23 protein-coding genes are annotated in these 22,137 nt (G+C 42.5%); 16 read left to right on the top strand and 7 right to left on the bottom strand.

What is annotated here, in order from left to right; translation table 11 throughout:
* Positions 1-9 precede the first annotated feature (9 nt).
* From U0035_RS12825 to U0035_RS12800, 6 genes are all read left to right on the top strand, one after another.
* Positions 10-1,101: a cytochrome c oxidase subunit II gene (locus U0035_RS12825; RefSeq protein WP_114790177.1), complete on the top strand. Its 1,092-nt coding sequence runs from the start codon at positions 10-12 to the stop codon at positions 1,099-1,101.
* 41 nt (positions 1,102-1,142) lie between these two features.
* On the top strand, positions 1,143-2,957 hold the full coding sequence (locus U0035_RS12820) for a cytochrome c oxidase subunit I (RefSeq protein ID WP_114790176.1): 1,815 nt from the start codon (positions 1,143-1,145) through the stop codon (positions 2,955-2,957).
* A 70-nt stretch (positions 2,958-3,027) separates the two neighbouring features.
* A complete protein-coding gene (cyoE, locus tag U0035_RS12815) occupies positions 3,028-3,933 on the top strand; it encodes a heme o synthase (protein ID WP_114790175.1) in 906 nt (301 codons plus the stop codon).
* Positions 3,934-3,956: 23 nt separating this feature from the next.
* Positions 3,957-4,532, top strand: coding sequence for a cytochrome c oxidase subunit 3 (locus U0035_RS12810; RefSeq protein WP_245957667.1), 576 nt, complete (start codon positions 3,957-3,959; stop codon positions 4,530-4,532).
* A gap of 15 nt (positions 4,533-4,547) precedes the next feature.
* A complete protein-coding gene (locus U0035_RS12805) occupies positions 4,548-5,432 on the top strand; it encodes a cytochrome c oxidase subunit 3 (protein ID WP_114790174.1) in 885 nt (294 codons plus the stop codon).
* A gap of 59 nt (positions 5,433-5,491) precedes the next feature.
* A complete protein-coding gene (locus tag U0035_RS12800) occupies positions 5,492-5,977 on the top strand; it encodes a cytochrome C oxidase subunit IV family protein (protein WP_114790173.1) in 486 nt (161 codons plus the stop codon).
* Between the two features lie 462 nt (positions 5,978-6,439).
* On the opposite strand, the gene U0035_RS12795 is transcribed toward U0035_RS12800, so the two are convergent.
* Positions 6,440-7,147, bottom strand: a complete 708-nt coding sequence (locus U0035_RS12795) for a TerC family protein (RefSeq protein WP_114790172.1) — start codon at positions 7,145-7,147, stop codon at positions 6,440-6,442.
* Between the two features lie 27 nt (positions 7,148-7,174).
* The gene (locus U0035_RS12790; protein WP_114790171.1) at positions 7,175-7,795 is read right to left on the bottom strand and encodes an HAD family hydrolase; all 621 of its coding nucleotides are present in this window, start codon (positions 7,793-7,795) and stop codon (positions 7,175-7,177) included.
* 227 nt (positions 7,796-8,022) lie between these two features.
* Between U0035_RS12790 and U0035_RS12785 the strand changes: the two genes are divergently transcribed.
* Positions 8,023-8,799, top strand: coding sequence for a glycoside hydrolase family 16 protein (locus tag U0035_RS12785; protein WP_114790170.1), 777 nt, complete (start codon positions 8,023-8,025; stop codon positions 8,797-8,799).
* A gap of 1 nt (position 8,800) precedes the next feature.
* On the opposite strand, the gene U0035_RS12780 is transcribed toward U0035_RS12785, so the two are convergent.
* Positions 8,801-9,832, bottom strand: coding sequence for an endonuclease/exonuclease/phosphatase family protein (locus tag U0035_RS12780; RefSeq protein ID WP_114790169.1), 1,032 nt, complete (start codon positions 9,830-9,832; stop codon positions 8,801-8,803).
* Positions 9,833-9,938: 106 nt separating this feature from the next.
* Here U0035_RS12780 and U0035_RS12775 point away from each other — a divergent pair, with 106 nt between their 5' ends.
* From U0035_RS12775 to U0035_RS12755, 5 genes are all read left to right on the top strand, one after another.
* Positions 9,939-12,524, top strand: coding sequence for a TonB-dependent receptor (locus tag U0035_RS12775; RefSeq protein ID WP_114790488.1), 2,586 nt, complete (start codon positions 9,939-9,941; stop codon positions 12,522-12,524).
* Positions 12,525-12,539: 15 nt separating this feature from the next.
* Positions 12,540-14,576, top strand: a complete 2,037-nt coding sequence (locus U0035_RS12770) for a DUF5689 domain-containing protein (protein ID WP_114790168.1) — start codon at positions 12,540-12,542, stop codon at positions 14,574-14,576.
* Between the two features lie 198 nt (positions 14,577-14,774).
* Positions 14,775-15,680, top strand: a complete 906-nt coding sequence (locus U0035_RS12765; protein ID WP_114790167.1) for a DMT family transporter — start codon at positions 14,775-14,777, stop codon at positions 15,678-15,680.
* 56 nt (positions 15,681-15,736) lie between these two features.
* Positions 15,737-16,516, top strand: coding sequence for a UDP-2,3-diacylglucosamine diphosphatase (locus tag U0035_RS12760; RefSeq protein WP_114790166.1), 780 nt, complete (start codon positions 15,737-15,739; stop codon positions 16,514-16,516).
* Complete coding sequence (locus tag U0035_RS12755) at positions 16,513-17,328, top strand: hypothetical protein (RefSeq protein WP_114790165.1); 816 nt, start codon at positions 16,513-16,515, stop codon at positions 17,326-17,328. The genes U0035_RS12760 and U0035_RS12755 overlap by 4 nt, the downstream gene beginning before the upstream one ends.
* On the opposite strand, the gene U0035_RS12750 is transcribed toward U0035_RS12755, so the two are convergent.
* The gene (locus tag U0035_RS12750; protein WP_114790164.1) at positions 17,314-17,895 is read right to left on the bottom strand and encodes an HD domain-containing protein; all 582 of its coding nucleotides are present in this window, start codon (positions 17,893-17,895) and stop codon (positions 17,314-17,316) included. The genes U0035_RS12755 and U0035_RS12750 overlap by 15 nt on opposite strands.
* 336 nt (positions 17,896-18,231) lie before the next feature.
* Here U0035_RS12750 and U0035_RS12745 point away from each other — a divergent pair, with 336 nt between their 5' ends.
* The 3 genes from U0035_RS12745 to U0035_RS12735 all read left to right on the top strand — a co-directional run bounded on the left by U0035_RS12745 (position 18,232) and on the right by U0035_RS12735 (position 19,662).
* Positions 18,232-18,690: a ferritin-like domain-containing protein gene (locus U0035_RS12745; RefSeq protein WP_114790163.1), complete on the top strand. Its 459-nt coding sequence runs from the start codon at positions 18,232-18,234 to the stop codon at positions 18,688-18,690.
* A 69-nt stretch (positions 18,691-18,759) separates the two neighbouring features.
* Positions 18,760-18,981: a hypothetical protein gene (locus tag U0035_RS12740; RefSeq protein WP_114790162.1), complete on the top strand. Its 222-nt coding sequence runs from the start codon at positions 18,760-18,762 to the stop codon at positions 18,979-18,981.
* 75 nt (positions 18,982-19,056) lie between these two features.
* Positions 19,057-19,662 (top strand): YciE/YciF ferroxidase family protein, encoded by a 606-nt coding sequence (locus tag U0035_RS12735; RefSeq protein ID WP_114790161.1) that lies wholly within the window; start codon positions 19,057-19,059, stop codon positions 19,660-19,662.
* A gap of 84 nt (positions 19,663-19,746) precedes the next feature.
* On the opposite strand, the gene U0035_RS12730 is transcribed toward U0035_RS12735, so the two are convergent.
* Genes U0035_RS12730 through rbp form a run of 3 tightly spaced genes read right to left on the bottom strand, consistent with a single transcriptional unit; the run spans position 19,747 to position 20,797 of the window.
* On the bottom strand, positions 19,747-20,187 hold the full coding sequence (locus tag U0035_RS12730; RefSeq protein ID WP_114790160.1) for a cold-shock protein: 441 nt from the start codon (positions 20,185-20,187) through the stop codon (positions 19,747-19,749).
* 43 nt (positions 20,188-20,230) lie between these two features.
* The gene (locus tag U0035_RS12725; protein ID WP_114790159.1) at positions 20,231-20,488 is read right to left on the bottom strand and encodes a short-chain dehydrogenase; all 258 of its coding nucleotides are present in this window, start codon (positions 20,486-20,488) and stop codon (positions 20,231-20,233) included.
* 36 nt (positions 20,489-20,524) lie between these two features.
* A complete protein-coding gene (rbp, locus tag U0035_RS12720; protein ID WP_114790158.1) occupies positions 20,525-20,797 on the bottom strand; it encodes an RNA-binding regulator in 273 nt (90 codons plus the stop codon).
* A gap of 283 nt (positions 20,798-21,080) precedes the next feature.
* Between rbp and U0035_RS12715 the strand changes: the two genes are divergently transcribed.
* Positions 21,081-22,133, top strand: coding sequence for a fatty acid desaturase family protein (locus U0035_RS12715; RefSeq protein ID WP_114790157.1), 1,053 nt, complete (start codon positions 21,081-21,083; stop codon positions 22,131-22,133).
* Positions 22,134-22,137 lie beyond the last annotated feature (4 nt).

Below are 22,137 nucleotides of genomic sequence, written 5' to 3'. Positions count from 1 at the left end.
ATACATCGTATGCATACTTTTTTACTAATAACGATTTTATTATTGGGATTCATTATCACCTTTCAGATTGCAAGGGCGACTGAATTTGTATCAATAGTACAAGGGGAGGAGAGAACCAGAAAGCAGTCTAACAGGATCAATGCATTTTTGTTGTTAGTGTTTCTGATCGTGGGTCTTTTTGGTGTGTATTGGGCGCATCATACCCTGGCTGATAAAACCTTAGGGTTTGACAGCTCTGCTTCTGACCACGGTATCAAGGTAGACAGGATGTTGAAATACACCCTTATTGCTACAGGTATTGTATTTGTATTAACGCAGGTATTATTGTTCTGGTATTCTTTTAAATACCAGGAGAGAGAAAATCAGAAAGCATACTATTTCCCGCATAACAATAAGTTGGAGATGATCTGGACGGTGGTTCCTGCTATTGTTTTAACAGTATTAATCTCATTTGGTTTAGTGTATTGGTTCCAGATTACCGGTGCCGCTCCTGAAAATGCAGCTACAGTAGAAATTACCGGCAGCCAGTTTAAATGGGAGTTCCGTTACCCCGGTAAAGATGGTGTTTTAGGTAAAAAGAACTATAAATTTATTGACGAGAGCAATGACAACTCTTTAGGTTTGATCTGGGATGACGCAGCTACCCACGATGATATTGTGTCGGGTGGTCCTTTACACCTGGTAGTAAACAAGCCTGTAAGATTGGTAATTGGCGCTAAGGATGTGATTCACAGCGTAGGTTTGCCACATTTCCGCCTGAAGATGGATGCGGTACCAGGAACGCCTACTACCTTGTGGTTTACTCCCATTAAAACCACCAAAGAGATGATCAAAGAAACAGGCCAGGAAAATTTTGTATTTGAAATTGCCTGCGACCAGATGTGTGGTGCCGGACATACAGGTATGCGTGGAGAAATTATTGTAGAAACCCAGGAAGAATACGATCAGTGGATGGCAAGCCAGAAAGCACAATACCAGACTGCAGTGGTAGAAAAAGAAGCTCCTGCCGCTCCAGCTGCTGCTCCCAAAGATTCTTCCGCAGCGAAACCGGCAGATAGTACCGCCGCAGCTGCAAAACCAGATTCAGCGACTACAAAATAATTTGATATACCTTTAGATCGATATTAAAGACGAAATTTTTTATGAGCGATATTTTACATACCCACCAGGAAACAGCAAGCCACGGTCACCATGCAGATGATCATCATCATGTGCATGCGCATCACAAAGAGACTTTTATTTCAAAGTATATTTTTAGCATGGATCATAAAATGATTGCTAAACAGTTCCTTATTACAGGTATTGTTTGGGCGATCATCGGTGGTTTGTTTTCGGTATTGTTCAGGTTACAATTAGGTTTTCCTGAAGAAAGCTTCCCTATCCTGGAAACTTTTTTTGGAAAGTGGGCTGAGGGTGGAAGATTAAGACCTGAGTTTTATTATGCGTTAACTACGATGCATGGTACCGTACTCGTATTCTTCGTATTAACGGCTGGTTTGAGTGGAACCTTTGCCAACCTGCTGATTCCATTGCAGGTAGGTGCAAGAGATATGGCATCTCCAATGATGAACATGCTGTCTTACTGGTTCTTCTTCGGTGGTAGTATTGTAATGCTCGCTTCTTTGTTCATTCAAACAGGACCTGCTTCAGGTGGCTGGACAATCTATCCTCCGTTGAGCGCACTAGGCCAGGCTTCAGAAGGTTCTAAAGCCGGTATGGACTACTGGATTATTGGTATGGCATTGTTTATTATCTCCCAGCTTTTGGGTGGTTTGAACTATATCGCAACTATATTGAACATGCGCACCAAAGGTATGAGTATGACAAGGGTGCCTCTAACAATATGGGCGCTTCTGTTTACTGCTGTTCTGGGCGTACTGTCATTCCCTGTATTATTATCGGGTGTGGTATTATTGATCTTTGATCGTCACCTGGGTACCAGCTTCTACCTCAGCGATATTTATATTGCCGGACAAGCTTTGGCTAACGAAGGTGGTAGTGCCATTCTGTTCCAGCACTTATTCTGGTTCTTAGGACACCCCGAGGTATATATCATCATCTTGCCTACCATGGGTATCGTATCGGAGGTAATGTCAGTAAATGCCCGCAAACCTATCTTTGGTTATATGGCGATGGTGTTCTCTATGTTTGCAATTTGCGTACTGGCCTTCCTCGTATGGGCGCACCACATGTTCGTCACGGGTCTGAATCCTTTCCTGGGGTCGGTATTCGTATTACTGACGCTTTTAATTGCTGTTCCTTCAGCTATCAAAGTATTTAACTGGTTAACTACTTTGTGGCGCGGTAATATCAGGTTTACACCTGCGATGCTTTTCGCAATTGGTTTTGTTAGCTTGTTTATTTCAGGTGGTTTAACCGGTATTTTCCTGGGTAACTCTACCATCGATATTCACTTGCATGATACCATGTTTGTAATTGCCCACTTCCACATTGTAATGGGTGTGTCTGCATTCTTTGGTATGTTCTGTGGTATTTATCACTGGTTTCCAAAGATGTTTGGCCGCTACATGAACAATACTTTAGGTTATATTCACTTCTGGGTAACGCTGATAGGCGCCTACCTGATCTTCTGGCCTATGCACTACCAGGGTTTTGCCGGTATGCCAAGAAGGTATCTGGATAAAAGCAGCTGGGTTAGCTTTAGTCAGTTTCACGGTTTGGATGCGATGATCACTGTTGTTACCGTTTTAGTATTCGCCGTTCAGCTGATGTTCGTATTCAACTATTTTTATTCTATCTATAAAGGAAGAAGAGTAAGATCTCTGAATCCATGGGGTGCAACTACATTAGAGTGGACTACACCTATCCGTCCGGGGCACGGTAACTGGGATGGTGAGATTCCTGAAGTTCACCGTTGGGCGTATGACTACGGTAAAGATGGAAGAGATTTCATTCCTCAGACTGAGCCTATAGGAGAAAAAGAGAGTTCGCATTAGAATAGAGCTAGTCAATGGTCAATAGTCAATGGTCGATGGACTTTAGCCTAATGGCCATTAACAATGAACCATGAACAATTTGAAACAGGAAGGAGCCGGCTTTAAAGATTATATACAGCTTGTAAAGCCCTCTTTAAGTATAATGGTGGTATTTAGCAGTGTAATCAGTTACCTGCTCGTACCCGGTGTGTTGATAGACTGGTGGCGGATCGTTTTGCTCTTTGCAGGTGGGATGTTGGTTACGGGTAGTGCCAACACCATCAATATGGTGGTTGAGAGGGATACCGACGCGTTAATGAAACGTACGGCTAAAAGACCCATTGCCAGCGGACGTATAACGCCCGAACAGGGTTGGGGATTTGCTGTACTGACCGGAGCTTTAGGAGTATTTATCTTAGGTTATTATTTTAACTGGACGGCGGCAGCATTGGCGGCATTCAGTTTGTTTTTATACGCCTTTGTTTATACGCCTTTAAAAAAGGTAAATTCCATTGCAGTATTGGTTGGTGCCGTGCCGGGGGCGCTTCCCTGCCTAATAGGATGGGTAGCCGGGTTTGTACCGGGCCAGGATATAGATTGGGTTGGTGGCGCGGTGATGTTTGGTATCCAGTTTTTGTGGCAGTTTCCTCATTTCTGGGCTATTGCCTGGGTTGCCCACAAAGATTACAGTGAGGCTGGGTTTAAATTACTACCCAGTGATAAAGGACCTACCAAGTTTACAGCGTTGCAAACATTGGTTTATTCCCTGTTATTGGTACCCATCACAGTGGCTCCTTTCTTTACAGGTATCAGCAGCACGGCAGGTGTGAAAGGAATAATAGCATTGGCGCTGATTATTATTGCCAATCTTTTTATGATTATGAGATGCGTGACTTTGTATAGCAAGATGGATGTGAAGAGCGCCAGAAACGTAATGTTTGGAAGCTATATGTATTTACCGGTGGTGTTACTGGCCTTATTATTGGCAAAGGTTTAGTATATATAAATTGTATTAAAAAAATGAATGTGGATATAGTGAGCAACGAGCAACATAAGCGAGTGCATCCTCATAAATTTACTTTATGGGTAGCCATAGCAAGTATCATTATGATGTTTGCGGGTCTTACAAGTGCTTTCATTGTAAAAAGCAATCTTACTGGTTGGAGAACGATTGAACTACCCAATATTTTTTGGATTTCTACGGTTGTTATCCTGGCCAGTAGCGTAACCATGCAAATGGCGATTAAAGCATTTAAAGCCAGGGAAATGCAGCGTTATCGGTCCCTGATGGGAGTGACCGTAATTTTGGGGCTGGCTTTTGTAGTTTGCCAGGTTATTGGATTTGGTGAACTATGGGATCAGAATATCCGGTTTAAAGGATCATCGGGTGCCGGCCAGTTCTTTTATGCGATTGCAGGTTTACACGGTTTGCACGTATTGGGAGGGGTTGTAGCATTGATTGTGATGGTGGTAAGGTCTTTAATAGGAAAAACCAAATTGTATAGTGCTGTTCCTGCAGAAGTAATGGGCATGTACTGGCACTTTGTAGACCTTTTGTGGTTGTATTTATTAATATTTTTTATAATTGTTGGATAAAATTTTTTCTAAGGAATGGCACACGAAGCAACAGTAAACACACATCGTACCAAATGGTGGAGCGGGGGAAAAAGCCCTTTTAATATCGAGTACGGAAAAGTGATGATGTGGTATTTTTTAATGAGCGATGCCTTTACGTTCGGCGCGTTCCTTATTTCTTATGGTACCACCCGGTTTAGCCAGAACTTCTGGCCCGATCCGAATGTGGTATTTAACGCCCTGCCAGGTGCCGGCCATGCCAACCTGCCATTGGTGTTCGTAAGTATCATGACCTTTATCCTGATTATCAGCTCCGTTACCATGGTGTTAGCGGTGCACGCGGGACATAACCGCAACAAAGCTGATGTACAAAAGTGGTTGTTGTGGACCATTGTAGGTGGTTTGGCGTTTTTAGGTTGCCAGGCTTTAGAGTGGCATCACCTGTTGACTGCCGAGCACGCTACATTAGTTGATGGTAAAATTGAATTGATCAGCCAGACTACCCGTCACAATCCATGGGGAAACCTGGTGCATGGCCCTGAAGTTACGGCAGCGTTACAAAATTCTTCTATTGAAACTTTAGCCACTTTGGTAGGTGAGCATCATTTATCCCCGGCATCCCATGCAGAATTATTGACCACGCCTAAAGATCAGCTGGTACAATTGATCAGTAACAGTGACGCGGTTCATATCCGTGAAAAAGGTCCTGTAGCATTCGGTGGTTTCTTTTATGGCATTACTGGTTTCCACGGTTTCCACGTATTTAGTGGTGTGATAATTAATATTGTAATGTTGTTAATGACCAGAGGAAACGTGTTTGAAAACAAAGGGCATTACCTGATGATCGAGAAGGCTGGTTTGTACTGGCACTTTGTAGACCTGGTTTGGGTATTCGTGTTCCTGTGTTTCTATCTGATATAAGGGTTTAGACAGTAGTTTATAGTATTAAGAGTATTAAGAGTTTTAGAATAAAATAAGTTATGAGTAATCATTACGATCCTACAAAAGATATTTCTCCTTCAGCGGCTTATCCCGAGGTAACCGTGTCTCATCATCATTCTGACGATGCAACGTTTAAAAAGAAGGTGTGGAAGACAACAATGATATTGTCTGTTATTACGATCATTGAGCTGGCTATTGGCTTTCTGATTTATTTCCTGCATAAAGGGGAGCCACCTTATTTCTTTATATTATTATTGAAAGGAATCGTTTGTATCTTAACCCTGGCGAAAGCATATTATATTGTTTCGGTGTTTATGCACCTGGGTGATGAGATCCGTAATTTTATTATGACGATCGTTGTTCCATTAGCTTTATTTATCTGGTTCATTATCGCTTTTCTTGCTGATGGCCAGTCTTATAAGAACCTGCGTAACAAATATGATAAACATTTTGAAGAAACTACGATGCCTAAGTCTCACTCAGGTGCTGCAACAGCTGAACCTGCTAAGGGTGAAGGTCATTAGTTTTCCGCAAAGAATATATTTTGGAATCCCGGAGCATGCATGCTCCGGGATTTTTAGTTTCAACGCAGCTCCTGTTATATGAACTTCAGTTTATCGGGGTAAATAGCCTGCTTTTTTTGATTATTATCAAAATTTGAAAGACGCAGCCGGTATAATTTAGTGCTGTAAAGCACAGTGTATGAAATCAAAACCCCTGATCAACGAGAAACTAATATTGGCAGCAGCCGTTTTTTCTCCGGCTTATTTTATAGCAATGCAACTGGCGGAGAAATATAACATTCCCATTGGGCATTTTGGGGCGGGCCGTTGCAGAGATGGTTACGATACCTGCTTTAATGATGCCATTGTTTATTTTGGGCTATTCCCTCGCCTATATGATATCAACCAGGCAGGCTTCCGCCTGTCTTCTTATATCAGCGATATGTTCGGTTCTTATGCTTGGTGGATTAATAGTAAGATTATTTACGGATCCTGGGGTTTAGATTTTCCAACGGTTTTCATTTGTATCAGATCAACCAGGAAGGAGAATCCCATAGCGAAATAAATATAGCCTTTAGGAATCTTCACTTCAAATCCTTCGGCCAGTAAAGCAACGCCAATCAGCATCAGGAAGCAGAGCGCCAGCACTTTAAAGGATGGGTGGCGGCTGATAAATTCGCTGATCGGTTTGGCGGCAATGAGCATAATAATTACGGTAACCACTACGGCAGTGTACATGATCCATAATTCCTGCACCATACCTACAGCGGTAATAATGGAGTCAATAGAGAATACCAGGTCAAGCACGATGATCTCAGAAAGCAGTTTGCGAAAGCTGCTTGTTTTTACATTAACCGGGTCGTTTGGATTCGGCTCTTCGGTTTTATGATAAATTTCTTTAGTGCTTTTATACAAAAGGAATAAACCGCCGGCAATAAGGATCAGCTCTTTACCTGTAAAGGACATGCCAAAGATGGTGAACAGGTTTTGATCCAGCTTAAGGATCCATGAAATAACTGCCAGCAGTATAAGCCGCATCACCATAGCCAGGCCAATACCCCATAACCTCAATTTCGCCCGTTGGTTTTCGGGCAGCTTATCAGCCAGGATAGAAATAAAGATGATATTATCAATACCCAAAATTACTTCCAGCGCAATAAGGGTTAGGAGCGGGATCAGCACATCTGCCATGGCGATAAGGTTTTATGATATAGTTTTTTAATGGAAGCTTTTATAATCGATGTCTTCTATCAGCATTCCTGGTTTCAGCAAATAAATTTTCATGCCCAATTTTTCGGCATTGGGAAAATTAGTGTAAGAATCGTCGATAAACAAAGTTTCGTCGGCCTTTATTCCGGCATCTTTTAAAATAAATTCAAACACTTCAATGTCCGGTTTCCGAAGGCCCACCTGCTGCGAGTAGTAGGCTTTGGTAAAAAAAGATTCCAGTGAAGGGTAGGTGGTTTGCTCTAAAAGCTGAGCACTGAAATAGTCATAATGGATCTGGTTGGTATTGCTCAACAGGAATAGCTGATAATCCTTTTTCAGTTCAGCCAGGTAGGCCAGGCTATTTTGCCGGTAACCCAGTAATAGCGCATTCCAGGCATCGCGTATTTGTTCATTAGTTACCGGCCCAGGCAATAAAGTTTGAACTTTAGCAAAAAACAGTTCCGGGCTGATAGCGCCGGTTTCTAATTGTTGAAACAATGCATCTGCCTGGTATTGAGTGAACATGCTGTCAAAATCGCTAAAGCCCAAAGCTTTGAATGCATCCGAAGTTTTACTGAAATCAAGATCGTAAAAAACCCCGCCAAAGTCGAAAAGTATGTTTTTTATCATGAGGAGCGAAGGTAGAATGAAATGATAAAAGCAATGCAGTTTTAAGATTATTATTATAAATATAAAGTGGCGTCAATTGCTGTATGCGGGTATTTTCTCAAAGGCTATGAACTTCTGGTCGTGTATGATCCTCGCCTGATGTATGGTAACACTTTAGTAAATTAGCAGGAGGTTACCATATGATCGACCTTTTCTTTTTTGCCACAATGCCATCAAAAATTACATCCATGAAACGATTGCTCACACTAAGCGCCTTATCACTACTGGCTATTACTTCGATAGCACAACAAGCTCCACGAAAACTGGTTTGGAGTGATGAATTTAATTATAAAGGCTTACCGGATAGTACTAAATGGGACTATGACCTGGGCAGCAAAAATGGCTGGGGTAATAACGAACTCCAATATTATACAAAGGATAAAAAGAATGCGCGTGTTGAAAAAGGGCACCTGATTATTGAAGCCCGTAAAGAGAAAATTGAAAATTTAAACTACACTTCAGCAAGACTGGTTACGAAAGGAAAAGCCTCCTGGTCGCAGGGGCGAATAGAAGTGAGGGCCAAACTGCCCGCTGGCCGTGGCTCCTGGCCTGCTATATGGATGCTGGCAGAAAATATGAAACAATGGCCTGATGATGGCGAAATAGATATTATGGAGCATGTGGGCTACGACCCGGGTTGGGTGCACGGATCAATACATAGTAAAAGATATAATCATGTTATCAGTACGCAGAAAACAGCGAAAACATTTGTGGCCGACTTCTCCAAAACTTTTCATGTTTACTCGGTAGAGTGGGATCAAAAACACCTCACTGTATTGATCGATGGCAGGCCTTTTTTTAGCTTTACCAACGAGCAAAAGGGATATGAATACTGGCCCTTTGATAATAAAATGTCTTTAATCCTGAATATTGCCGTAGGCGGCAACTGGGGCGGGCAAAAAGGCGTGGACGATTCAATATTTCCGCTAAAGATGGAGATCGACTATGTAAGAGTGTACCAGTAGCTCACTTTTTCAGCAATACCACATATACCGGGAAATGATCGCTGTAACCACCGCGGTATATATCGCCAGTATAGCTTCGCATGGGATACCCTTTGTAGCGCCCTGTATTTTCAATCATATAGTCAGCTCTGAAAATATAGCGCTTATAATAGAAGAAGCCAGGCTGAGAAGTGTCCAGGAACGAAGCAGATAATAATACCTGGTCAAATAAACTCCAGGCATCCTGGTAGGCCAGTGTACCCATACCATTTTTGTACATTGCGATCCAGGGATTATAGAGCTCATCGGGCTTCAGATTTTTCACATCTCCCCGGGCCCTTAAACCTTTGGTGACGCTATTGTCCACAGGGCCATCATTCAGGTCCCCCATCACTATGGTCTTCACACCCGGATCAATAATATCCAGTGAATCGATCCAGTTTCTTACAGTTCTGGCTGCCGCCATTCTTGCTGGCTCCGAACGCTTTTGTCCGCCCGACCGGCTGGGCCAGTGATTGACGAATAACTGGACGGGCTCACCGTCCAGCGATCCCTTTACCCATAATATATCTCTTGTGTAAACAGCATCTTTTGTCCCGGCCGGAATTTTTACAAAAACCGGGCGGCTCTTTTCTACTTTAAAATATCTGGGGTTATAGATCAAAGCCACGTCTAACCCCCTGAAATCTCTCGAATCGTAATGTATATACCGGTAGCCACGCGCCACAATAAGCGGGTGCCGCAGTAATGTGTCCAGCACCGCTTTGTTTTCAATTTCCGCTACGCCTAAAATCGCAGGGCCATCAGGATTGACAGGGGTGCCGATCTGCGATAATACCCTCGCCAGTTTGGCCAGCTTATCATTAAAGACTTTACGGGTATATGCTTTGGACCCATTCGGTGTAAAGGCTACATCATCATGACTGCCATGAAAAATGGTGTCATACCAATTCTCCAGGTTGTAAAAGCCGATGATAGCAGAACGGTAAGTGGTTTGCGCGTGGGTGATCGCCCCCGCAACCAGCAGGAGCAATAGTAAATAGAAGTGTTTCATATGGTTGCCCGGTTAGTTAAAAACTGAAAATAAAATTAAGATTTAATAGGCATGATTGTATTTTTTATCGCACAAATTATGTAATTTTATAACGCATAATAACCATATGATAAAGCACATTATCACCGCATCTGCTTTGCTGGCAGCCTGTGATACCTATGCACAAGCGTGGCCTATCAAAGACAGTGTACCTAAAAACGAGTCTACTATTGTAGACATCAAAAGCGAGGTTCGGGACAACCTGCCGACTATAGTCATTAACGAGGAAGACCCGGATGATGGGGGGACCACTGTGGTGTCTTCAATATTAACAGCCGGGCGTGATCCCTTTCTTTCGGCAGCGGAGTTTAATTTCAGCCCGGTGCGTTTCCGGTTGCGGGGATATGAAACCCGGGGCAACGCAGTCTTTATTAATGGCATTGATTTTAGCGGCCTCGATAACGGCTTCACCCCTTTCGGTTTATGGAGCGGGTTAAACAATGCAATGCGGTCCCAGCAAAACAGCTATGGCTTGCAGCCTAATGACTTTTCTATTGGATCGCTTGCTTTGAATACTTATGTAGATATGCGTGCCAGCGCGCAAAGAGTTCAAACGCAGGTCGGGTATGCTTTTTCCAACAGGAATTATAATCACAGGATCGTACTCCAGCATAGTTCGGGTTTTAATAAAAACGGTTGGGCTTATAGTATGGCGCTTACCGGGCGATACGCTAAAGAGGGATATGTGCCGGGCACTTATTACCAGGGAGCAAGCTATTATGCGGCGATTGATAAGAAAATAGGAGAACGCCATACTTTTTCTTTTATCACTTTTGGCGCACCGACTGAAAGCGGGAGGCAAGGGCCATCTGTACAGGAGGCCATGAACCTGGCGGGTACTCATTATTATAACCCATCCTGGGGATATCAAAATGGGAATAAACGTAATGCCAATGTGCTGCAAACTTTTCAGCCGGTAGGGATGATTGCCCATGATTACAGGCCCAATGAAAAAAGCCGCCTTTTCACGACTGTTGCGTATACGTCTGGAAAGAGAAAAAACTCGGGACTGGACTGGTACAATGCGCCAGACCCAAGACCCGACTATTACCGGTATTTACCCAGCTATTATGAAGCTACGAATCGGGCTACCTACCAATCCCTGATAACGCATTACCAGCAACATCCTGAAGATTTGCAAATAAAATGGGAAAAACTATATGAAGCCAACAGCGCCAATACAAGAACTATTAATAATGCCGATGGAATAGCAGGAAACAATATTACGGGTCGGCGATCTGTGTACATTTTATCCAACCGGGTCAATGATGTTAGAAGACTAATGGGCAATACTGCTTATAATGGTAAACTGACTGATGCACTTACTGTAACTGCAGGAGCCAATTACCGGCAACAGGTGAACCATTATTACCAGGAAGCGAAGGACTTGCTGGGTGGCGATTTTTGGGTCAATATTAACCAATTCGCTGAAAGGGATTTTCCAACTGACCCCGATGCGGTACAGCACGATTTAAGTCAACCCAACCGGATCATCACAGCAGGAGAACCATATGGGTATAACTATAAAATCACCATGCTGCAGGTGGCTGCCTGGGCGCAGCTGCTATTTCAGCTTCGATCCTTTGATTTCTTTGCCGCCGCCGAAATCTCCGCCACTTCTTTTTATCGTACAGGACTGAATCGCAACGGCTTATTCCCCGAACTTTCTTATGGCGCGTCTCCCCGGCAACGTTTTAATAATCCTGCTATTAAGGCCGGTGTTACCTATAAAATGAATGGGAGAAATTACTTTTTTGTGAATGGAACTTACAAAACGGCTGCTCCTTTCTTTGAAAATGCCTATATCTCTCAGCGTACCCGCAATACCGTACAGGAAAATCTTAAAAGCGAAACCATTATGTCTGGTGAAATGGGTTATAAATTGAATGCTCCCGAAGTAAGATTGGGTATCACCGGATATTATACAAAATTCACCAATAGTGTCGATGTGCTGACCTTTTACCATGACCAATATCAAAACTTCGTTAACTACGCGTTAAGCGGCATCAACAAAGTCTTCTTTGGTGCAGAATTTGGCCTGGAGCTCAGGCTCAATTCAACTTTAAGTTTTAATGGAGCTGCTTCTGCAGGGCGATATTATTTTGATAGCCGGCAACGAGCTATAGTTACTGTTGATAATAGCGCTAAAACGCTGGCGAAACAAACGATCTACCTGAAAAATTACCGCATTCCTTCAACACCTCAAAATGCATGTAGTGCAGGCTGGTTCTATCGTTCCCCCAAATTCTGGTATGCCAGCATCACCGGCAATTATTTCAGCAATATGTGGCTAAGCCCCAATCCGTTGAGAAGAACAGCTGATGCTATTGCGGATGCAGATCCGGAAAACCCGTCAGTTGCGGAGACTAAGGAGGCCATCCTCCGGCAGGAAAAATTCGATAACCAGTTTACCCTTGATTTTTTTGGAGGATGGAGCAAGCTGCTACCCAGAAGCTGCTATATTAACAACAGGAGAACTTACTTCCTCTTAAACCTCGGGGTAGGTAACCTGCTAAATAATAAAAACATGCGTTCGGGAGGCTTTGAGCAACTGCGCTTTGACTTTGAAGGAAAAGAGCCCGGTAAGTTTCCTCCGAAATACTATTATGCTTTTGGTCTCAATTTTTTCGCCAGCATTGGCTTAAGGTTTTAAAATAAATGCTCTGCTATGAAAAAAAAATTATTGAACAAGTGGACAGCTGCTTTGATCATAATCGTATTGGCAGCTTCTTGTAACCGAAATTTTGATATACCTCCCGCCAATGCAGATCCCGAGATTGACGCTAATCTATCCATCATGGAACTTAAAACCCGGTATACTGCCATCGGGGATTTTCAACGCATAGAAGAGGAACATATTATTTCGGGCATCGTTATTGCCGACGATCGCTCCGGTAATTTTTATAAGCAAATCATTATACAGGACGAAACAGGGGGTATACCGGTGTTACTGGATGCGAACAATGTCTATACCCAATATCCGGTTGGTCGCAGGGTGTTTATTTTACTCAAAGGAATGATGTTGGGAGACTATGGAGGTACTATACAGATCGGAATAGATTCTTCCCGGTCGGACGACGGTCGCTTTCTGAACCTGGAGGGGATACCCCAAACCTTATTTGATCAGTATATTGTAAAAGGCTCGTTTAATAATATTGTAACGCCCAAAATGGTAACGCCTTCAGATTTTACCCGAACGATTAACGACCCTTTATTAAGCACATTGGTACAAATCGGCAATACTGAATTCAGAAGTGCTGATGTCAGTAAAACCTATGCCGATCCATCTATCAATGTAAGTGCGGTGAACTTCACCCTTACTACCTGCGAGAAGCAAAGTATCATATTGAGAAACAGCAGTTATGCACGTTTTGCAGCCTTTACTGTTCCCGATGGGAATGGTATGATAACCGGTATCCCCGGTATTTTTAACGGTACCATGCAGTTGACAATTCGCGACACAACAGATGTACAGTTTACAGGCATCCGTTGCAATGGACAAGTGCCCATACCCGTTATAAAAAGCATTGCCGATCTGAAGATGTATGCTACGGGAGATTCATCTATTCCTTTAGGCGTTTCTATTAAAGGGGTTGTTATATCTAATACGAAAAACGAAGCAGCCGGAAATTATCGCCTGCAGGATGCCAGTGGCGGCATTCAACTGCGTTTTACTCAGGATGCCAATCCTGCTGCTATAGCAGGAGATTCATTAACGGTAACTGTTGGCGGTCTCTCCCTATCTACCTATAGCGGAGGCTTGCAGGTCAACGAGGTAAATGTAGTCATAAAATCAGGAACAGGTATTGTTACACCAAGGCCGGTAACTATTGCGGATATAAAGGCTAATCAAAGGGCATGGGAATCTACATTGGTAACGATTAATGATATTAGTATAACGGCTGGCATCTCCAACGATATCGGTGCCAATTTCACTATATCGGATGCAACGGGACAGCTTTCTACTTTTGTTCGCAACACTGCAGGCATTACGATGCCATCCGCTGCAACCAGTATCACCGGCTATGTTTCCCTATTCCAGTCTGGCAGCGCGGTCGCTCCGCTTGAAACTCAAATCACGCTCCGGGCTCAAAGTGATTTTACAGGGGGTACCGGCGGCTTCTTTACGGCCCTATACGATTTCCGCCATGTTACTGAGAAATCGGGTACAACCGACCCCGGAGACCCACCGGCTGTTGAGGGGGTGAGCTTTAGCTCATTTTCCGCGGTAGGTGTAGGAGCCAATCCTTCAGCGGGCGGCAGGTTTTCTTTTACTAACTGGCCACTGGACACTGCTACAGGATCTGACATTTTAAAAGGCGTACCTGATCCAAACAAGTATTATGAGATAACGGTAACCCCGGATAATGGTAAAAAATTTGATATCAGTAAAATATCATTCACGCTTCAACGCTCGGGAACCGGTATCAGGCAGGTTGTACTGCGCTCAGGTATAGATGACTATGATGCAAACCTGGCAGCCTCTATCTCGCCCCTGAATGATCATTTATCGGTCATAGGGAACAATGTATTCCAGGTAAGCGATGCTACCACCGCTGCGCAGGATGGATGTGTAGTGCTGCCGGGAGCCGGTTTTACCAATATTAGCGCTGCTATCAGCATCAGGTGGTACGGGTTTAATGCAGAAGCCAGGGGTGGAACATTCAGCATCGATAATGTAAAGATAGAAGGCGTGGTGCGATAACCCGGGTATTGCTGTCATTGGGTGCAACAAATTTGCATAGATAAATGGTACCTTTGCACACTTATAAAAGGTTGTATTAAATTCTCCAGCAGTTCTTATGAGTGATACTTAGTTCTGCGTTCTTTGCGAAACTCCGCGGCTTTGCGCGAAAAAAATATAGTATCTGGAGTATAGCAACCGGGCAATGTGTAAAGAAGTATGACTAATCAAAACATACAGAGCAGGCAGTCCTGGCTGATCACCGGTTTTATTTTCGCCATTCTTTGGCCTTCAGCAGCCACGGCAACTAAAGTGGCGCTGAAAGATGCGCAACCCCTGGTTGTAGCCGTATTCAGATTTGGAATCGCAGCCACCATCATGCTTTTTGTTTCGCATGTTATTTTGGAAAACAAGTTGCCTCAACGTAAAGAGTGGCGGCAGCTGGCTATTTACGGCTTACTCAATATTTCCGTTTACCTCGGCATGTATGTTGTTGCCATGAAAGAAGTAACGGCCAGTGTAGGTGCGCTGACTGTAGCAGCCAGCCCGGTTTTTATTAGCTTTTTATCATTAATCTTTTTAAAGAAACCTATGAGCCCACGCATTTTGCTGGCTTTATTGGTTTGTATCAGCGGTTTTGTAGTAGTGGCCTGGCCTTTATTCGCCGATGCATCGGTTACCGCACGTGGTTTGGCTTTATTGCTGGTAAGCATGTTTTCTTATGCATTAGGTACCATTTATTTTACCTCACGCCAATGGGAGAGCCTGCATTTGCTTACCATTAATGGCTGGCAAACCCTGTTGGGAGGCATTTTTCTGCTTCCATTTACGCTATTGACGTATAAGTCAGACGCTAACCTTTTTTCGGCTGGTTTCTGGGCGGGCACGCTTTGGCTGGCACTGCCCGTTTCTATTGCGGCAGTTTTATTATGGTTAAAACTAATTAAACAGGATGCGGTAAAGGCAGGTCTGTGGTTGTTCTTATGTCCTATATTCGGGATCATTATAGCGGCTGTTTTAATGGACGACCCTATCAGCCTTTTTACTGTTGGCGGCTTAGCGATGGTATTGGCCGGATTGGCTATCAGCCACTATGATAAAAAACTAAGTACACCTATGGAATAAGGTGCCAAGCTAAAATGAAAACATCTCCCTAATTTTACCAACTACATCCGGTTAATTTGGAACAGCAGAAAAACATATACTTTTTATCCGACTTTCACCTGGGTACGCCTTCGCATGCGGAGAGCCTGGTGCGGGAAAAACTGATCGTTCAGTTTTTAAATGAAATTGAAGACAAGGCAGCGGAGATATTTATCGTAGGCGATATGTTCGATTTCTGGTATGAATATAAATATGTGGTGCCCAAGGGATACGTACGATTGCTGGGTAAGCTGGCACAACTTTCTGATAAAGGAATACAGCTTCACTTTTTTGTAGGCAATCACGATATGTGGATGACTGACTACCTGCAGCAGGAGCTAAATATGCCTGTGTATTTTGAGCCGAAAGAATTTAGCTGGAATAGCAAACAGTTTTTAATTGGTCATGGTGACGGGCTAGGACCCGGAGATAAAGGCTATAAAAGATTGAAAAAGATATTCAGGAATCCCCTATGCCAGTGGGCATTTGGGATTTTACCGCCGCAGCTGGGTATGGGTGTAGCTAACTATATGAGCCGCAGAAGCCGCGCTAAAACCGGTAGTTCGGAAGAAATTTTTTTAGGAGAAGACAATGAATGGCTGGTGCAATACTGTAAAGAAAGGTTACAGGAAAAACATTTCGACTTTTTTATTTTCGGACATAGACATTTGCCGATCGATTTTCGTCTAACTTCAAACAGCCGCTATATCAACCTGGGGGACTGGATCAGTTTTTATACTTACGCGGTATTTGACGGGAATGATATGCAGCTGTTATCGTACCAGCACAACGATCATAAAATAATACGAAATCATTGAGGCGTCTAATTACAGTATTTGCTATTCTGGTGACTGGTTTGAGCCTGGCAGGTCAGCCTGTGACTCCGGGCTCCAAATTGAAAACTGTCCCTGGTAATTACATTTATTTTTCGGTAGATAATCTCGACAATATTTACCTGCTGGGGGCTTCCAATCAACTTAAAAAACTGAACGCCAATGGCGATTCGGTTTCTGTTTTCAATGATATTAAAAAATTTGGTGAAGCGAGCCTGGTTGATGTCTCCAACCCGGTAAAGATCCTACTGTATTATAAAGGATTTTCAACCATTGCTATATTGGACGGCATGCTCAACCTGAAAAATACGATCGATCTGCGCAGGCAAAATATTTTTAATGCAACAGCTGTAGGTCTTTCATACGATGGAAAGGTTTGGATGTACGATGATATGGACAATGTGTTGAAGAAACTGGACGATGAGGGGAAAGTTATATTCAAAACGGCTGATTTCAGGCAGGTGTTTGATAAAGCTCTTGCACCGGTAAAGGTTTTTGATCAAAACCGGTTGGTTTATCTCTACGATTCGCTACAGGGCATTTTTGTTTTTGATTATTATGGGGCCTACAAGAATAAAATAGATATTACCCACTGGAACCATTTGCGGGTAGCCGATCAATTAATCACTGGCGTTGCCAATGGTAAATTATACCGGTACAATGTATCCTCTTTAAAGTATGACGAATGGCCTATTCCCGAAACAATGCTTAATTACAGGCAGCTTTTGCTAAAAGAGGGGAAATTGTATGCGCTGGGGAAAGAGGGACTGGAAATATATAAGTTAAGTATGCCCTGATCTAATTCTTTTATTTTTAGCCAGCTCATCCAATCCATCGTTTACATGCTCCAAAGCCATTTGCCTTAATACCGCATTTCCTTTTGTTGCTAAGAGTAATATCGCCTTACATTCTGTTAAAAAACTATGGGCGAAACCAGGGTCGTTAGGAATGATCTCTTTGCTGTTATCTATTATATCAGCGTACTTAATAGTTTGAGCGTCACCACTTATCTCAGCCAGCCGTTCAGCTTCCATCGTTCGCCGCTTACGACGGTTCCAGAGTGGATAACGCTCCTTTGTGTATATATCTGTAAGTTCTTTTACCAGTAGCAGGGTTTTATCCACGCTGTTTACGCGCATCCGTGTGAGAAGGAACGCCCGTATTTCTGTTTCACCTGTAGCAGTATCTTCCAGAACATCATGAAGTATTGCCGCCGCCAGAACAGTCAGATCATTGGTATAAACGCTGCATAGTTGCATCACTCTAACGGGATGGACTATATACCGGTCAGGTGTATACTTTCTTGTCTGTGTTCCGTGAGCCCTGTCAGTGAAAGCTATAATATCATCTAATAAATCATCCATTATTGAAAACGGGCAAAAAAATAAAGAAAAATTTGTACCATTTTCTGCGGTAACGCTTACAACAGAAAATATTGATGAGGTATATTTTACACACTACCTGATAAAACTTTGATAATAGAATTCAGCACAGCCCGCTGTTACCAACTATGGGCCGGTGGTGTTTTAAAATTTGTAGAATAATTTCTACAAATTTTTTTTGTGAAACCCTTTGCCATACTGTATTTCAGCCGAATGAACCAGGATGGTTTTGTAAGAATTTGGTACGCTAATTGGATTAGATCGTTTAGACAAATAGGTACCTATCAAAAATATATAACCTCTAAAAACGAATAAAAAATGGAACACAAAGCTTGTATCGATGCATTAAATGATCTTATACAAATCAATAATGACCGCATTGTCGGATATCAAAAAGGAATAGATGAGTTGAAAGACGGCCAGGATGCAGATCTGAAATCCCTATTTGGCAGTATGATCAGCGAAAGTACATCCTATAAGAAAGACCTTGAAGACCTGGTAGTAGAATATGGCGGATCTCCTACAGACGGTACAACGGTTTCTGGTAAATTATATCGTGCCTGGATGGATGTAAAAGCGGTTTTTACAGGTGGAGACAGGGAAACAGTTTTGAATAATTGTGAGGCCGGTGAAGATGCGGCACAAAAGGCCTACCAGATGGCTCTGGATGATGAAGCGGTAATGCCCCGCACCAAGGAGTTGATCCGTCAGCAAAAATCAGCGCTAAAGGCTTCTCATGATCAAATCAGGAGCTTGCGTGATGCAGCAGTACACTAGGCAAACTCCATATAAACGGGGCGGATCCCCGCCACCCTTATCTCTTTTAACAATTTCAATTTTTTATCCATGCGTATTTTTCATAATAACACTAATAACGACTCCGAAAATACTCCCATCATCCCGGTTTTGTTTACAGGGAGTTCTATTGCCTATTTAACCAATATCAATACTTCTATCAACCTTTCCGAATGGCAATGGCATGAAGAAGTAATTGACGGGCGACGCACCCGTATTGTTACCGATAAATTGCATGATGATTTTGAAATATATCCTCTAGGTACTTTTTAAGAACAGTCCTTCAGGAACTACTCTTTTTAAAACTACCAATTATCCTAATCCATTAATCTTTAAAACCTTATCATTATGGCAAAGGCAAAGCAGGCAGCACCTAAAAAGTCCGCCCGTCCGGCAGGCAGGGCCGCTGCAAAAAAATCTCCCGCAAAAAAAACAGCAGCGAAAAAGGCAGCGCCTAAAAAAGATGCGGCTACAGAATTAAGAGAGCTGTTTGAACATGGCCTGAAAGATATTTACTGGGCCGAAAAGGCGCTGACAAAAGCGCTTCCCAAAATGCATAAGAATGCAACATCTCCCGATTTACAGAATGCGATAGCTACCCACCTGGAAGAAACCAGGGAGCACGTGTCTCTTGTAGAGGCCGTTTTTGAATCAATTGGCAAAAAAGCCCAGACTGAAAAATGTGATGCTATGCAGGGGCTGGTGGAAGAAGCGGACAGCATTATTAAAGAAACCTCTCCGGGACCGGTACGTGACGCGGGTATCATTGGTGCAGCACAAAAAGTAGAGCATTATGAAATTGCTACTTATGGCACTTTGGCTACTTATGCCAAGGCATTGGGTGAAAACACCGCTTTGGACCATTTGCTCACCATATTGGAGCAGGAAAAGAATTGTGATGCCTTACTTACAGAGTTAGCTAAGGGTGGAATTAACATGGATGCTATGGAATAATTCGAACTACTACTCCATAGCAAACAAAGGTTGCAACAACAGTTGCAGCCTTTTATTTTAATATAATGTGGTAGGTGCGCGTCTCTAAGCAGCAGAAACATTAACAGCAACCAACCCTTTGGGTCCCTGCTGCACTTCAAATACTACTTTCAGATTTTGCTGCAGCTCAACCTGCGAAGAATTGATATGTACAAAAATACTTTCCTGTGTACGGGTGTCTTTTATAAAACCGTACCCCTTGCTACCGTCGAAAAATGTTACAACACCATTCCTTTGAGTAATTACCTCTTCGTTAAGTTCCCTGCTGTTGGCAACCGTAGGTGGTATGGGCAGCGATGACGGGCGTTTATCTTTAGGTGGAGGCGTATCCGATAAATTCCCGAATTCATCAACATAAGCCATCATTTCGTCCAGGCTTTTGCCTTTGGATGTATTTTCTTTGCGCTCCTGTTTTCTTTCGTCCTTCTGCTTTTTAGCATTCCTCTTTTTTTGTTCTCTTTCCCTTTTATTCCAGGTTTCTCCCATTAAAATGTTTTATTGTTTAAAAATGATTAAAAAATATAACCAGTTATTGCTTACCCGATGCGGTAAGTTTTGTAAATGAAGCTCCGTTGAACAGGCGGGACAGTTCCATATTTCCCGTTTGTTCCCATTGCTCAATATGTTTAACATTTACAACACGCCAAAAGTTCTTGGCTTTTAATTCATCGTAATCCCTGAGGTTAACAAAAAGGCCGGTTACGGTAGACCTGTCTTTAAAATGTACATTTACCACCCGGGCACTTGATTTTGTTTCCAGGAATTTTTCGATTGATACGCTATCCATGCAATTTATTTATTTTCTGCCATAACCGGCAATTTTTTACCAACGGTTAGAATAACCGGTTTTTTCTTCTTTCGGACGTGCTTCTGCTACTTTAATAGAGCGGCCGTCCTGCATAGTACCATTTAAGTCTTTAATGGCTTTTAAGGCTGAGTCTTCATCAGACATTTCTACAAAACCAAAGCCACGGCTCTGTTGAGTGAATTTGTCTGTTATAACTCTTGCGGAATCTACGGCTCCATAAGAAGAGAATAATTCATTAAGGTCTTCAGTGCTGAAACTGTACCCAAGATTGGACACGAAAATGTTCATTTGTAATAATTTAATATAATTGTAAAAGATTCGAGGAAATGACAAACTTGTAAAACAAAGGGAGGGAACACAGGTGTTTACAACGTGCAGTAACTCAAATTAACCCTGTAAAGATACGATTTTAAAGCCAGATACCCTCTTTTTTTACTAACCGGGTTTGTTTAATGACGTATTTTTAACATATAGGGAGTACACGTACGGATATTTAACCGTACATTACACCGCCGCCAAAACTTTTCTTCAAAAGGGCGTATTGCTCCTGTTTTACTTTTAAATGAATAGAATGAAGTCTTTGCAAAATCTTACGGATCCTGTTTATAATGCTGATTATCAGCCCACAGCTTATGACCGGTTCTGGTTAAGGTTAATGAATGATAAACGGGATCTGCCTTTTATACACTTATTGACCCTTATTCATGTTACGGTAGTACCTACTGCTATTTTGTTGTTTACCAACCTGTTCAACGGATGGGTTTGGTGGTTGGTTGCAGTAGTTTATTTTTATGTTGCCCAGTTTTATTTTAAAGGGCGTTTCGGCCTGATGTTTCATTGCCTTTGTCATCGCAAAACCTTTAAACCGGCTTATCAAAGTAAATTTCATTCCTATATCACCTGGATTGTATGCCCGCTTTTTGGCCATGCACCTGAAGGTTATTTTAGTCATCATATGGGTATGCACCACGTAGAAAATAATAATGAAGAAGATACCAGCAGCACGATGCATTATCAGCGGGATAGTGTAGTTGATTTCATTAAATATTTTCTCAACTTTATTTTCCTAGGTGTTATTAATACTATCCAGTATTTGTTCAATCGCAAAAGAAAAAAATTATATACCCGCCTTACATTAGGAGAATATGTGTATATGGTTTTTTGCATTGCTATGTGCTTTGTAAATTTAAAAGCTACAATGGTTGTATTTATTGTTCCTTTATTGTTTGCAAGGCTCGTCATGATGTTGGGTAATTGGACCCAGCATTCGTTTATAGACGCCCAGGATCCGGACAACTTATATACTAATTCTATCAATTGCATTAATACGGTATATAACCATACCTGCTGGAACGATGGATACCATATTATCCACCACATCAGGCCGGGCTTGCATTATACCGAAATGCCTGCAGAGTTTTTAAAACGAAAAGATGAGTTTGCCAGTAAAAAAGCGATCGTATTCGATGGCATTCATTACCTGCACATTTTTATATACCTGATGACCAAGCAGTATCATAAGCTGGCAGACAACCTGGTAAATATCAACGGGATGTTTGATACCCGGGAGCAGGCAATAGCGGTGATGAGAGAACGCACCAAGAAATGTTACCGGCCGGTTTAATACA

The sequence above is a fragment of the Niabella yanshanensis genome (assembly GCF_034424215.1).
In the GTDB taxonomy this organism is placed as follows: domain Bacteria; phylum Bacteroidota; class Bacteroidia; order Chitinophagales; family Chitinophagaceae; genus Niabella; species Niabella yanshanensis.
Note: the sequence above shows the minus strand (reverse complement) of the source record. Positions and strands in the feature narration are given on the sequence as shown.